This is a genomic window from Salinarimonas sp. (genome assembly GCF_046292825.1).
GTDB lineage: Bacteria > Pseudomonadota > Alphaproteobacteria > Rhizobiales > Beijerinckiaceae > Salinarimonas.
Genome location: NZ_JBKBQG010000001.1, coordinates 356,061 through 368,270, shown reverse-complemented (window position 1 = coordinate 368,270; position 12,210 = coordinate 356,061). Strand labels below are relative to the sequence as shown.

12 protein-coding genes, 1 tRNA gene and 2 pseudogenes are annotated in these 12,210 nt (G+C 71.0%); 5 read left to right on the top strand and 10 right to left on the bottom strand.

Annotation, left to right across the window (positions count from 1 at the left end):
• From ACK4UM_RS01775 to ACK4UM_RS01765, 3 genes and pseudogenes are all read left to right on the top strand, one after another.
• Positions 1–331, top strand: a pseudogene (locus ACK4UM_RS01775) (multifunctional 2',3'-cyclic-nucleotide 2'-phosphodiesterase/5'-nucleotidase/3'-nucleotidase); the annotation flags it as partial.
• Between the two features lie 96 nt (positions 332–427).
• Positions 428–503 (top strand) — tRNA-Thr (locus tag ACK4UM_RS01770).
• 55 nt (positions 504–558) lie between these two features.
• Complete coding sequence (locus ACK4UM_RS01765) at positions 559–774, top strand: helix-turn-helix domain-containing protein (protein ID WP_409794741.1); 216 nt, start codon at positions 559–561, stop codon at positions 772–774.
• A 12-nt stretch (positions 775–786) separates the two neighbouring features.
• Here the strand turns inward: ACK4UM_RS01765 and ACK4UM_RS01760 are convergent, their stop codons facing one another.
• From ACK4UM_RS01760 to ACK4UM_RS01730, 7 genes are all read right to left on the bottom strand, one after another.
• The gene (locus tag ACK4UM_RS01760) at positions 787–1,314 is read right to left on the bottom strand and encodes a VOC family protein (RefSeq protein WP_409794739.1); all 528 of its coding nucleotides are present in this window, start codon (positions 1,312–1,314) and stop codon (positions 787–789) included.
• A 127-nt stretch (positions 1,315–1,441) separates the two neighbouring features.
• Entirely contained in the window at positions 1,442–2,203 is a 762-nt protein-coding gene (gene surE, locus ACK4UM_RS01755; RefSeq protein WP_409794736.1) for a 5'/3'-nucleotidase SurE, read from the bottom strand.
• Positions 2,203–3,474, bottom strand: a complete 1,272-nt coding sequence (serS, locus tag ACK4UM_RS01750) for a serine--tRNA ligase (protein ID WP_409794733.1) — start codon at positions 3,472–3,474, stop codon at positions 2,203–2,205. The genes surE and serS overlap by 1 nt, the downstream gene beginning before the upstream one ends.
• A gap of 54 nt (positions 3,475–3,528) precedes the next feature.
• A complete protein-coding gene (tatC, locus tag ACK4UM_RS01745) occupies positions 3,529–4,332 on the bottom strand; it encodes a twin-arginine translocase subunit TatC (protein ID WP_409794731.1) in 804 nt (267 codons plus the stop codon).
• Complete coding sequence (tatB, locus tag ACK4UM_RS01740; protein ID WP_409794728.1) at positions 4,329–4,826, bottom strand: Sec-independent protein translocase protein TatB; 498 nt, start codon at positions 4,824–4,826, stop codon at positions 4,329–4,331. The genes tatC and tatB overlap by 4 nt, the downstream gene beginning before the upstream one ends.
• Positions 4,827–4,887: 61 nt before the next feature.
• Positions 4,888–5,139, bottom strand: a complete 252-nt coding sequence (locus ACK4UM_RS01735) for a twin-arginine translocase TatA/TatE family subunit (protein ID WP_409794725.1) — start codon at positions 5,137–5,139, stop codon at positions 4,888–4,890.
• A 60-nt stretch (positions 5,140–5,199) separates the two neighbouring features.
• Positions 5,200–6,333 carry an ABC transporter ATP-binding protein gene (locus ACK4UM_RS01730; protein WP_409794722.1) on the bottom strand — a complete coding sequence of 378 codons (1,134 nt, stop codon included), beginning with the start codon at positions 6,331–6,333 and terminating at the stop codon, positions 5,200–5,202.
• A gap of 118 nt (positions 6,334–6,451) precedes the next feature.
• Between ACK4UM_RS01730 and ACK4UM_RS01725 the strand changes: the two genes are divergently transcribed.
• Positions 6,452–6,664: a hypothetical protein gene (locus ACK4UM_RS01725; protein WP_409794719.1), complete on the top strand. Its 213-nt coding sequence runs from the start codon at positions 6,452–6,454 to the stop codon at positions 6,662–6,664.
• 354 nt (positions 6,665–7,018) lie between these two features.
• On the opposite strand, the gene ACK4UM_RS01720 is transcribed toward ACK4UM_RS01725, so the two are convergent.
• The 3 genes and pseudogenes from ACK4UM_RS01720 to ACK4UM_RS01710 form a co-directional block, all read right to left on the bottom strand.
• Positions 7,019–8,416: a hypothetical protein gene (locus ACK4UM_RS01720; protein WP_409794716.1), complete on the bottom strand. Its 1,398-nt coding sequence runs from the start codon at positions 8,414–8,416 to the stop codon at positions 7,019–7,021.
• Positions 8,417–9,062: 646 nt separating this feature from the next.
• Positions 9,063–9,377: pseudogene (locus ACK4UM_RS01715) on the bottom strand (hypothetical protein); the annotation flags it as partial.
• Positions 9,378–10,191: 814 nt separating this feature from the next.
• On the bottom strand, positions 10,192–11,292 hold the full coding sequence (locus tag ACK4UM_RS01710) for an AI-2E family transporter (protein WP_409794713.1): 1,101 nt from the start codon (positions 11,290–11,292) through the stop codon (positions 10,192–10,194).
• A gap of 128 nt (positions 11,293–11,420) precedes the next feature.
• On the opposite strand from ACK4UM_RS01710, the gene ACK4UM_RS01705 reads away from it, so the two are divergent.
• On the top strand, positions 11,421–12,080 hold the full coding sequence (locus ACK4UM_RS01705; protein ID WP_409794710.1) for a cytochrome c oxidase assembly protein: 660 nt from the start codon (positions 11,421–11,423) through the stop codon (positions 12,078–12,080).
• Positions 12,081–12,210 lie beyond the last annotated feature (130 nt).

Genomic DNA, 12,210 nt, shown 5'->3' with positions numbered 1-12,210 from the left:
GGTCGCCGCGTCCGCCGTGGCCGCGTCTCCGACGGCGTACGCCCCGGCGGCCGCCGCCCCGGCCGAGCCCGCGCCCGCCGAGAAGCCGGAGAATGCCGCGGAGCCGGCGCCGAGCGGCAGCCTGAGCGACCGCGACCGCATCAACGCCGCCGTCGCCCGCGCCACCCGCAAGGAGACCCTCGCCGCGCCCGCGCCGACGCCCGCCGCCGAGCCCGCGCCCGAGGCCGAGGAGCCGCCGCCCTTCGCCACGCGCCCGCCCGACGATCCCGGCGTGCCCGAGGAGCCCGAGGCGAAACCCCAGAAGCGCTCCCGCTTCCGCCTCTTCGGCTGAGGATCGAAAAAGGCGCCGATCGCGCTTGCCAAGACGGCGCGGCCCCTATAAGAGGGGGCCTCGCCGACGGGCCGCTCCCGAGCCGCCCGCCCGGACGCCGCAATAGCTCAGGTGGTAGAGCACGTCATTCGTAATGATGGGGTCGGGGGTTCGAGTCCCTCTTGCGGCACCATTCGGCCACTCAGTGCCGAGCCTTCTTCCAGCATGAACCGCGCTCTGATGCCGCCATGCAGGACGTCCGCGCCATTCTCGCCCGCAACGTGAAGGCCGCCCGCAAGCGGCTCGATCTCTCGCAGGAGGATCTGGCCGCGCGGGCGGAGCTCGATCGGACCTATGTCTCGGGAATCGAGCGACGGGTCCGCAATCCGACGATCGAGGTCGTTGCGCGCCTCGCGCAGGCGCTCGGGACGAGCGTCGCGGCGCTCTTCGAGGAGGCGCCGTGAGGCGGCCGCGCCTCACTCCGCGCGCAGCAGCCCGTCGAGATCGAGGCGCCTCGTGACCATGGCGAGCTCGCCCGTCGGCGTCCGAGGCCAGAGGTCGGCCGGTCGATCCCAATACAATTCGACGCCGTTCTCGTCGGGATCGCGCAGATAGAGCGCCTCGCTGACGCCGTGGTCGGAGGCGCCGTCGAGCGCGATCCCGGCGGCGATCACGCGCCGGAGCGCATCGGCGAGCGCCGCCCGCGTGGGGTAGAGGATCGCCGTGTGGAAGAGGCCCGTGCTCCGCGGCGGAGGCGGCGACCCGCCTCGGCTCTCCCACGTGTTCAACCCGATATGGTGGTGGTAGCCTCCCGCCGAGACGAACGCCGCGTCGGCGCCGTAGCGCTGCATCACTTGGAAGCCGAGGACGCCGCAATAGAAGCCGAGGGCGCGATCGAGGTCCGCCACCTTCAGGTGGACATGCCCGATCCTGACGTCCGGGGCGATCGGTCGGCTCGGTTGGACGGCGTCCGCGACGGGCTTAAGCGACTGGGCTGGGGCCATGGCAGCCTCCTCCGAACGGGGGTGCGGCCGCGAGCTTACCGCGAACGCCTCCGTTCGGCGAACGGATCCGATCGCACGCATCGCGCAGGCGCTCGGCACGCGCGGGAGCGAGGCCGCCCCGCTTCCCTCACTCGAAGGCTTGCGCGAGGCGCGTCAGCATCGGGTCGTCGGTCTGGTCGAGCTTGAGCGGGGTCACGGACACGCGGGCATTGTTGATCGCCCAGAGGTCGGAGCCGTGGCCGGGGGTGGTCTGGGCCTTGGCGAAGGTGATCCAGAAATAGGGGTTGCCGCGCCCGTCGCGACGCTCGTCGATCTTCAACAGCTCCTGGTCGCGCAGGCCCTGATGGGTGATGCTGACCCCCTCGACCTTCTCGGGCTCGCAATCGGGGAAGTTGACGTTGACGAGGGTGCGCGGCGCGGCCTCGACCTCGAGCAGCTTGCGGATGATCGCCGGCGCATGCACCTCGGCGCAGTGGAACTTCACGTTGGCGCGCCCGCCTGGGCCATAGGCCTGCGAGAGCGCGATCGAGCGCACGCCGAGCATGGTGCCCTCGATCGCGGCCGCGATCGTGCCGGAATAGGAGACGTCCTCGGCGACGTTCTGGCCGCGATTGACGCCCGACAGGATCAGGTCCGGCCGATGCTCGGCCATGACCTTGCGGAGCGCCATGATCACGCAATCGGTGGGCGTGCCCTTGATGGCGAAATGGCGCTCGGAGATCTCGCGCAGGCGCAAGGGGTCGTTGAGCGAGAGCGAATGCGAGACGCCGGACTGGTCGGTCTCCGGCGCGACCACCCAGACGTCGTCGGAGAGGGCGCGGGCAATCTTCTCGAGGCTTTTGAGACCCGGCGCGTGGATGCCGTCGTCGTTCGTGCAGAGAATGCGCATCAGACCCTCTCGATCCGCGTGATCCCGCCCATATAGGGCGCGAGCGCCGACGGGACCGTGACGCTCCCGTCATCGTTCTGGTAGGTCTCGAGCACCGCGATCAGCGCCCGCCCGACGGCGATGCCCGAGCCGTTCAACGTGTGCACGAAGTGCGGCTTGCCGTCGCGGCGGAAGCGCGCGCCCATCCGCCGCGCCTGGAACTCGCCGCAGACCGAGCAGGACGAGATCTCGCGAAAGGTGTTCTGCCCCGGCAGCCAAACCTCGATGTCGTAGGTCTTGCGCGCCGCAAAACCCGTATCGCCCGACGAGAGAATCATCACCCGATAGGGCAGCTCGAGGCGCTGCAGCACCGTCTCGGCGCAGGAGAGCATGCGCTCGTGCTCGGCGCCGGAGGTCTCCGGCGTCGTGATCGAGACGAGCTCGCACTTCCAGAACTGGTGCTGGCGCAACATCCCCCGCGTGTCCCGCCCGGCCGAGCCCGCTTCCCGGCGGAAGCAGGGGGTGAGCGCGGTGTAGCGCAGGGGGAGCTCGTCTTCGGAGAGGATCTGTTCGCGGACGAGATTGGTGAGGCTCACCTCGGCGGTCGGGATGAGCCACAAGTCTTCGCCGACGCCGAACTGGTCTTCGGCGAATTTCGGCAGCTGAGCCGTGCCGTAGAGCGCATGGTCCCGCACGAGCAGCGGCGCGGACACCTCGGTATAGCCGTGCTCCTGCGTGTGGATGTCGATCATCAACTGACCGAGTGCCCGCTCCAACCGAGCGAGCTGGCCCTTGAGCACCGTAAACCGCGCGCCCGAAAGCTTCGCCGCGATCTCGAAATCCATGAGGCCGAGCGCCTCGCCGATGTCGAAATGCTCGCGCGCCGAGTTCGAGCGGCGCGGCGTGCCCCAATTGGAGCGCTCGACGTTCGCGCTCTCGTCGGGGCCGTCGGGGACCTCGTCGGCGAGGATGTTGGGGATCTCGGCGAGCGCCTTGTCGAGCGCGGCGATCGCCTCGCGCTCCTGCGCTTCGAGCGTCGCGAGCCGCTCCTTGAGCCCCGCGACCTCCTCCATGAGGGCCGCCGCGCGGGCCTCGTCCTTCGCCTTCTTGGCCGCGCCGATCTCCTTCGAGAGGCTGTTGCGGCGCTCCTGGGCGGATTGCGCCTCGGCGATCAGCTCGCGCCGGCGCTCGTCGAGGGAGAGGAGGCGCGCGCTCTCGGGCGGCAGGAAGCGGCGGGCGAGCGCGCGGTCGAAGGCTGCGGGATCGTCGCGGATGGCGCGGATGTCGTGCATGTCACTCGAGCCGCCGGGTCTGGTGGGCGCCGGCTCGAGCGGGCGTGACCGCCTTCAGTCGGCTGCCTCGCGCGCGGCCTCGGCTTCCGCACGCTTCTTCTCGACCATACGGACCGCGAAGATGGAAGCCTCGTAGAGGAGCAGCGTGGGGATCGCAAGGGCGAACTGGCTGATCACGTCCGGCGGCGTGAACAAGGCCGCGATCACGAACACGAACACGATCGCGTATTTGCGCTTGTCGCGCAGGAACTCGGAATCGATGATCCCGGCGCGCGCGAGGAGCGTCAGCACGACCGGCAGCTGGAAGCAGATGCCGAAGGCGAAGATCAGCGTCATGATCAGCGACAGGTACTCGCTGACCTTGGGCAGGAACTCGATCGTCGGCTGGCCTTCGACCGCGAGCTGCTGCATCCCGACCGAGAAATGCATCAGGAGCGGCATCGCGATGTAATAGACCACCAGCGCGCCGACCGTGAACAGGATCGGCGTCGCCAGAAGATAGGGCAGGAAGGCGTCGCGCTCGTTCTTGTACAGGCCGGGCGCGACGAACTTGTAGATCTGGATCGCGATATAGGGAAAGGCGAGGAAGGCCGCACCGAAAGCGCCGACCGAGATCTGCGTGAACAGATATTCGAGGCCGTGCGTGTAGACGAGCCGCGCGAGCTCCGGCGAGCCGACGGCGTTCACGTAGGGCTGGACGAGGATGTTGTAGATGTAGCGCGCGAAGGCGAAGCAGACGAAGAACATCACCACGAAGGCGATCAGCCCGCGGATCAGCCGCTGGCGCAGCTCGATCAGGTGCTCGATCAGCGGCGCGCGCGAGGCCTCGATGTCGTCCGGCTTCACGGAGAGCGTCACGGCTTGGCCTCATCCTTGACGATGGCGGACGCGACCGGCGTCTCGACCCGCACCGGCTCGGGAGCGGGCGACGCGGGAGCGGTGGGCGCGGGGGCGGCGGGACCGGAGACGGGGGGCACGTCCGCGGCGGCGCTCGGCGCGGCGGCGGCCTCGGGCGTGCTCGACGCGGGCGTGCTCGAGGCTGTCGGCACGGCCGGCTTGTTCGCCGCGTGCTGACCGGTGATCGTGTTCTTGAGCTCGTCGCGCACGGCCTTGGCGGGGTTGAAGGCGGTGTTGGCCATGCGGTTCATGCCCTCCACCTCCTTGCGCACCTCGTCGAGCTCGGCCTCGCGCATGGCCTGGTTGAAGTGGCCCTGGAACTCGCCGGCCATGCGCCGCACCTTGCCGATGGTCTGACCGACGGCACGCAGGGTACGCGGCAGATCCTTGGGGCCGATGACGATCAGCGCCACCGCGCCGATCAGCATGATTTCGCCCCAGCTCAGATCCAACATGGCTCGCCCGCCTCGGATGGCGCCTCGACCGCGCGGCCCTCAGGCCGCGATGCTCGGGAACTCAGCTCGCCTTGTTGGCGTTCTGAGTGGCCTCGGGAGCGGTGGTCTGGGTCGCCTGATGCTCGATGACGCGGGGCTGCTCGTTGGCGGCGGGGGCCTGAGCGGCCTGGGCCTCGTCCTCGGACATGCCCTTCTTGAAGGCCTTGATGCCCTTGGCGACGTCGCCCATCATCTCGGAGATCTTGCCGCGCCCGAAGAGCAGCACGACGATCAAGCCGACGACGATCCAATGCCAGATGCTGGTCGCGCCCATATCATTCCCCTCCTCGCCGGCCCGCGAGGGCCGGACTGACACTTCCGACAGGCCGCCAACCTAGTGACGACCCGTGGCGAAAACAAGAACTTCCGCGGGGTCCACGTCGACGCCCACGTCCTGACCCTCGTCGGGACGCCAGCCGTCGCGCACCCGCGCCTGGATCGGCGCGTCCAATCCTTGCACGGCTATGTGCACGAGGTCGACCTCTCCGAGGAATCGGCGTGCGACGACGCGTCCCGGCAGGCAGAAGCCCGGCGCGCGCAGCCGGATCGCCTGCGGCCGCACGCAGACGATGGCGCCGTCGCCCTCGGCGAGATCGGGCGCGGGGAAGATGCCGAGGGGCGTCTCCACCCGCCCGCGCCGGACGGTGCCCTCCACCTCGTTGAAATCGCAGAAGAAACGGGCGGCGAACAGGTCGGCCGGGCGGCGGTAGATCGCCTCCGCCGGCCCGTGCTGCACGATGCGGCCCGCGCGCATCAGCACGATCCGATCGGCGATGCGCATCGCCTCCTCGGGATCGTGGGTGACGACGAGCGTCGTCGCGCCGGTCTCCCGCAGGATCGCGACCGTCTCCTCGCGGATCGTGTCGCGCAGCCGCCGATCGAGGTTCGAGAAGGGCTCGTCCATCAGGAGCACGCCGGGCCGCGGCGCAATGGCGCGGGCGAGCGCCACGCGCTGCTGCTCGCCGCCCGAGAGCACGCTCGGATATTCGTCGAGGAGGCGCTCGAGACCCACGCGCGAGAGCGCGCGCCGCGCCGAGGCGATCGCGTCGGCCTTGGGGATGCCGCGCAGGCCGAAGAGCACGTTGTCGAGAATGCTCATATGGGGAAACAGCGCGTAATCCTGGAACATCAGGCCGACGCCGCGGCTCTCGGGCGGCGTGAAGCGCTCCTCGCCGCTCGCCACCCGCCCGTCGAGGAGGACGCGCCCGGCGCTCGGCCGCTCGATCCCCGCCGCGACCCGCAACAGCGTCGTCTTGCCGCAGCCCGAGGCGCCGAGCAGGCAGACGAGCTCCCCCGGCTCGATGACGAGGTCGAGCCCGTCGAGCGCGCGCGTGACGCCGTAATCGACGACGACGTTCTCGAAGGCGACCTGCGCCGGGATCGACGCCCCCGCCGTCCCCCGCGGCCCGAACCGCCCGAGCCCGAACCGCCCCCCGATCCCCTGTGATATCTCTCCGACGCTCGCCATGACATCCGTGACGCTTGGTGACGGGTGTTATGTGCGCCATCGGGGGGCGTTTGTCACGGGTGGGGGGGAACCGCTTTGCCTTGTTCCCTCGATCGGCCAACGAGCGGGAGACGTCCGGATGTCAAGTGATAACGTAGTACGCAAAAAACGCGGGCGGCCCGCGACCGGGCAGGACCCGGTGACGGCGATCCGGCTCTCGGCGGAGATGCGCGAGGGGCTCGATCGGGCCGCGCGGCTCGAGCCCGATCGCCCGTCGCGCTCGGCCCTGATCCGGCGGATCGTCTCGGACTGGCTGCGCGAGCGCGGGCTGATCGGCGGGGAGGGGCGCTGAGAGGTCGAGTTGCGCACGGGGGCGCTGTCATGAAGTGGATCGCGCCGACGGCGACAAGGGTCCTCGCAGCGTGAGTGCTCCAGGGGTGTCATCCCCGGCCGGAGCGCCGAAGGCGCGCAGGGAAAGGGGACCCAGCGCAAGAACGTGTGCGGAGCACGCTATCGCGGCGGCGACAAGCCGCCTGGTCGGCGGCAACAGGAGCGCCTTCGGCGCAGGTCTCGTGCTGGGTCCCCTTTCCCTGCGCACGCTACGCGTGCTCCGGCCGGGGATGACACAGAATGCGCCTGACGCCTGCCATCCGCGACGCCGAAAGCGATCCGGGATGACAGCCGCGAGAGACGCCCCCCCGAACCCTCAAACCTCCTCCGCCACCATCGCCGCAGCCTCCGCCTCCGCACCGTCGAGGAGTTGCGCGACGGAGCGGTCGATCGCCGCGGCGATGCCGTCGGCGGCGAGCGCCTCGCGGATCTGGCCTCGGGCGCGGACGAAGGGGGTGGCGGGGGCGAGCTCGACGGCGTCGGCGACGGTTCGCGCGCGCGTCGCGAGGGCGACGAGGTGGGCGTGGAGCGGGTCGCGGGGGTCGAAGGCGGGGATGGGAAGGGTGAACATCAGCTTGTCGAAATGCCGCGCCCCCTGCTCGCCGCGCGCCTGGAGATGCGCGACGCGCGCCCGCGCGGTCTCGCTGTTGAGGATCGCGAGGAGGTAGAGCCCCTCCTCGCGTGAGGCGACGGCCGCCCAGTACAGCGCGTGCTCGACGACCGCTTCGGCGTCCTCCACGAGCGCCGCCGCCGGGCGCGAGCCGGAGCCGGCGAACACCACGCGCAGCGGGCGCAGCGGAAACTGCCCCGCGAGCTTGCCGAAATGGTCGAGATTGCGCGTGAAGCACGTGCGGCCGTTGCCGTGCCGCGTCCAGAGCGCGTCGCAATGCGCGAGCCAGGCGGCGAGCGCCGGCAGCCCCCGCGCCTCCGCCTGCCGCGCGTCGAGCATGTCTCCCTCGGGCAGGACCGGAACGATGGCCTCGCTCGCGCCGAGCACGCGGAATGGCGCGATCGATTCGCCGAGGAAGACCGGGCGCAGGAAGGCGGCCTCGATCGCGCCCTCGAAATCGGGGAGGTCCTTCCAGGGCGCCTTTTCCTGCGCGGAGCGGCGGGAGCGCACCAGCGGGGCGGCGGCGTCGTAGCCGAGGCGTCCGCCGTCGACGCGGCGCACCAAGAGAAGCGCGCGCGGGACGAGCGTCGCGCCCTGGCGGAAGCGATCGCGATAGGGCGAACGCGCGTCGTAGACCGCTCGCGCCGGCGCCGGCCCCTCCCGCATCTCCACCCGATCGCGCGCCACCTCCTCCGGCGCGTCCTTGTGCGGCAACCGGCCGTAGAACCACGTCGCGCGGTCCGGCAGAGCCGTCGCGAGCGCTTGCGTGCGGCGGGCGAAGAGGACGCAGGTCGGCACGCGGAAGACGGGGGAGATATCCTGGTTGTCGAGCACCCAGGCCTCGGCGAAGGCGACCGGCGCGCCGTGGAAGGCGCCGGTGCGGAAGGCGCGGAACTGGCCGCGCGTCATCGCCGCGAGCGGCATCACCATGGCGATGCGCCCGCCCACCCGCAGGTAGAGCTCGCAGGCGCGCGCGAAGAACAGGCCCGAGAGATCCGTCTGCGTGACGAGCCGCGCCTCGCCCTCGCCGACCGAGACGGCGAGCGCCCGCGCGCTTTCGGCGAAGCGGCGCTGCATGTCGCGCGCCATGAAGCGGTAGGACAACCCAAGGCGGGTTGCCGACGATGACGTCGACGCGCCCGCCGTCCGAGAGCGTGACGGGGCGGCTGAGATTGCGCGCGACGAAGGTCCAGACGTGGTCGCGGCGCGTCTCGCACAGCCGCCGCAGCGTCTCGCAGGTGCCGCGCAGCGTCGGCTGGTCGCGCGCATCGACCTGCGAGCGCTCGAGGAAGCGGGCGAACTCCCCCGTCCGCCCGGCCTCCGCCGCCCTCTGCATGGCGGCGAGAACCTGGTCGAACAGAGCCGGCCGCGCGCACAGGCCCAATGGAAAGCGCAAGGATTGCCGGGCGTTGCGCCGGGCGCGGGCGGGCTCGCGCGGATCGGGCGGCACGTCCACGACGAGATCGCCGTCGAGATCGCGCCGCACGTTCCATTGCAGCGCGTCGCCGAGATAGACCGGCACCGAGATTCGCCCCTCGCGGGTGCGCAGCGCCTTCCCGAGCGCGAGGAGCACGGTGACGCGCGCGAAGATCACGGCCACGGGATGCACGTCGATGCCGCTGACCCCGTCGCAGGCGCGCCGCGCGATCTCCCCCTCCGGCACATCCGCTGCGCGAAGGGCCTGCGTCTTGGCGCGGATCGCGTGGAAGAGGAAGGACCCCGAGCCGCAGGACGGATCGAGCACGCGCTCGTTGGCGGGATCGCGCAGCGCCTCGCGCACCACGCGAAAGGCGAGCCAATCGGGAGTGTAGTACTCGCCGAGCTCGTGGCGCTGGGCGGGATCGACGAGGGCCTCGTAGAGCACCTTCAGGAGGTCGACGTCGACGTCGCCGAGATCGAAACGATACACGTGCTCCGCGAGCCGGCGGACGAGATCCGGCCCGTCGGGCGCATCCAGAATCCAGCCGAACAGGTCGTCCTCCACCGCGCCGGACACGCCGACATCGGTGAAGGCGGCGCCCGACAGGAGGCGGGCGGGCTCCGGCGGCGGCAGATCGGGGCGCATCACGCCGGCCGCGATCGCCTTGGCGACGACCACGAGATAGGTGTGCTGCAGCCACAGGAGGCGGTCGTCCACCGCGCGGCCGTAGACATGGGCGAGGTGGCGCTCCCAGAGCTGGCGCTTGAGCTGCGTCTCCGGGTGGTCGGCGAGCGACGCGAAGGCGCGCTCGAGCAGCGCGAGGCTGCGGGCGAAGGCGGCGCTCTCGCGGCCGAGCTCGCTCGTGATCGCGAGCGCATCGGGCCGGATGCGGTCCTGCACCGCGACGACGCCCTCGAGCCAGGCGAGGAGCGCGCGCGGCTCGGCCGGCCGCGCGCTCGTGCGGGAGAGTTCGGCGAGGGTGCCGTCGCGCAACTCGTAGGCGACGAAGGCGGCGCCGTCCGTCGCGACGCCGACGTAGCGCGCGCCCTGCGATCCCTCGCGCTCGGCGAGATAGCGCGCGAGCTGCGCCTCGGCCGCGCGCCCCTCGCGGCGCAGATCGGTCTTGATCTCGAAGAGCGTGCGCCCGAGCAGCGCATCGATCCGCCCCGCGCGCACCTCGCGCACGACCTCGTCGCCGATGGTCTGCTCGAAGAGGATCTGGTCGGAGCGCGCGCCGAGCCCCTGGGAGAGGAGCTGGAGCAGGAGGCTGCGGACCTTCTCGTGACGCGGGCGCGTCGCCAATTCGCGGACGATGTCCGCGAGCGCTTCTTCCGCCAAAGGCATGATCGTCCCCGATTGACGCAACTTATCGGGGAGGTCTGACAACATACACGTGAAGAGTTTAAACGCGCAGGTTGCGCGCGTGCGCTACGCAACCGCGCGACGACACACTGCGTCGCTACGGCATCGCCTCCGGCGGCGGCGCGATCCGGCGGTCGGGGGTGGCGCGGCGGTCGCCGAGAACGCCTTCGACATAGAGGATGTTCACGCCCACGAGCACGACCGCCATGAGCGGCGCCGCGAGGATCAGGCCGGCGATGCCGAACAGGGTGCCGAGCGCGATCTGCGCGGCGATCATCAGAGCCGCGGGCAGGTGCACCGCCCGCTGCTGGATGTAGGGCACGAGGAACGAGCCCTCGATGTTCTGGAGGACGACGTAGAAGATCGTCACCCCGATCCCGGTGCCGATCCCCTCCGCGAAGGCGATGAGCACGATCGGCACGCCCGCGATCCAGGGGCCGAGGAAGGGGATGAAGGTGAGGAGCGCCGTCAGGAGCGCGAGGCCGAGCCACAATTCGATGCCGAAGAGATAGAGCCCGATCCCGGTCGAGACGCCGAGCACCACCATCGAGACGAGCTGGCCGATCAGCCACCAGCGCAGCACCCAGCCCGAGGCCGCGATCGTCTCCGCGACGCGCGCGCGCCAGGAGAAGGGCACGAGCCGCACCGTGCCGCGGATATAGGTGTTCGGGCTCGCCGCCATGAAGAGCGCGATCGCGATCACGATGATCGTCGCCGCGAGCCCGCTCGCGAGCGCCGAGACGAGGTTGAAGGCCTGCCCCGCGATCGTGCCCGGCGTCGGCGCGGCCTCCATCGGATCGGCGTTCTCCATCATCTCCGCGAGCGCGGGGAAGCGGCGCAGCTCGTCGATGCCGGCCTCGATCAGCTCGACGAGCCGATCCCACAGGTCGGAGATCTGCTGGATCGCGGCCGGGATCATGAAGGCGAAGGCGCCGGCGAGGAGCGCGAGGAGGAGGATACAGACGATGGTCAGCGCGAGCCCGCGCCCCATGGGCGTGCGCTCGACGAGGAGCCCGGCGAGCGCGTCGAGCGCGACCGCGAGCAGAATCGCGGCGAAGACGGCGAGGAGGACGTCGCCGAGCACGTAGACGAGGAGCGCGACCGCGACGATCGCGATCACGATCGCCGTGCGCGGCATCGGCGATCGCCCGCCTGCACGCTCGCGCGTGCGCCCGTCGATGTCCTCGCTCGAGGCCATGATCGCTCCCCTCGGCCGCTCGCCACGCGTCGCCCCGGGGGCCAACGGATCAGGGATGGGAAAGGTTGCCGCAGGGTTGGAGCGCGCGCTGTCGGGAACGCTCTCGCCCGCGCGCGCGTCGTCTCGCCATGATCAGCGCCCGCACGATCGCCGTCTTCCGCCTGTCGCCCGCACGCGCGACGATGCTCGCGGCGGGCATCGTCGTGCTCGCGCTCGCCTGGGCGGGGCCGCTGCCGGCGCTCGCGATGACGCGCTTTGCCGCGCACATGACGATGCACCTAGCCGTCGTCGCGATCGCCGCACCCCTGATCGCGCTCGCCATCGCCGGCTCGCGGCTCGACCCGACGGCGCGGAGCTTGCAGACCGGGGCGGGCGTGCTCGCCTTCCCCGTGCTCGCCGCCTTCGCCGAATTCGCGGTCGTCTGGGGCGCGCACGTGCCGGCGGTGCACGACATGAAGCGGCTCGAGCCGACATGGGCCATGATCGAGCAGCTCGCCTTCCTCTCGGTCGGCGTCGCTCTCTGGCTCTCGGCCTTCGGCGGGCGGGGGCGGGAGCGGGGCGCGCGCGCGGCGCTCGGCATCGGCGCGCTCCTGTTCACCGCGATGCACATGACGCTGCTCGGCGCCCTCCTCGCGCTCGCCCCGCGCCCCCTCTACGAAGCCTGCCTCGGCCTCGCCGACCAGGAGATCGGCGGGGTGATGATGCTGGCGGCGGGGTTGGTGTATCTGGTGGGCGGGGTGGTGCTGGTCGCGCGGATCTTGGGGGACGGGGAGGATCCCTCCCCGTAGGGGAGGGTGGACTTTCGAGGCGAAGCCGAGAAAGGCCGGGTGGGGCCCGGGGTGGTGATTGTTCTTCAAGCGTCGGGCCCCACCCGACCCCTGTCGCTCCGCTCCAGGGGCCACCCTCCCCTACGGGGAG

Bases quoted from the DNA above. Each gene is read 5' to 3' on its own strand.
- ACK4UM_RS01765 (WP_409794741.1), top strand. From the start codon at position 559: ATGCAGGACGTCCGCGCCATTCTCGCCCGCAACGTGAAGGCCGCCCGC.
- ACK4UM_RS01760 (WP_409794739.1), bottom strand. From the start codon at position 1,314: ATGGCCCCAGCCCAGTCGCTTAAGCCCGTCGCGGACGCCGTCCAACCG.
- surE (WP_409794736.1), bottom strand. From the start codon at position 2,203: ATGCGCATTCTCTGCACGAACGACGACGGCATCCACGCGCCGGGTCTC.
- serS (WP_409794733.1), bottom strand. From the start codon at position 3,474: ATGCACGACATCCGCGCCATCCGCGACGATCCCGCAGCCTTCGACCGC.
- tatB (WP_409794728.1), bottom strand. From the start codon at position 4,826: ATGTTGGATCTGAGCTGGGGCGAAATCATGCTGATCGGCGCGGTGGCG.
- ACK4UM_RS01735 (WP_409794725.1), bottom strand. From the start codon at position 5,139: ATGGGCGCGACCAGCATCTGGCATTGGATCGTCGTCGGCTTGATCGTC.
- ACK4UM_RS01730 (WP_409794722.1), bottom strand. From the start codon at position 6,333: ATGGCGAGCGTCGGAGAGATATCACAGGGGATCGGGGGGCGGTTCGGG.
- ACK4UM_RS01725 (WP_409794719.1), top strand. From the start codon at position 6,452: ATGTCAAGTGATAACGTAGTACGCAAAAAACGCGGGCGGCCCGCGACC.
- ACK4UM_RS01710 (WP_409794713.1), bottom strand. From the start codon at position 11,292: ATGGCCTCGAGCGAGGACATCGACGGGCGCACGCGCGAGCGTGCAGGC.
- ACK4UM_RS01705 (WP_409794710.1), top strand. From the start codon at position 11,421: ATGATCAGCGCCCGCACGATCGCCGTCTTCCGCCTGTCGCCCGCACGC.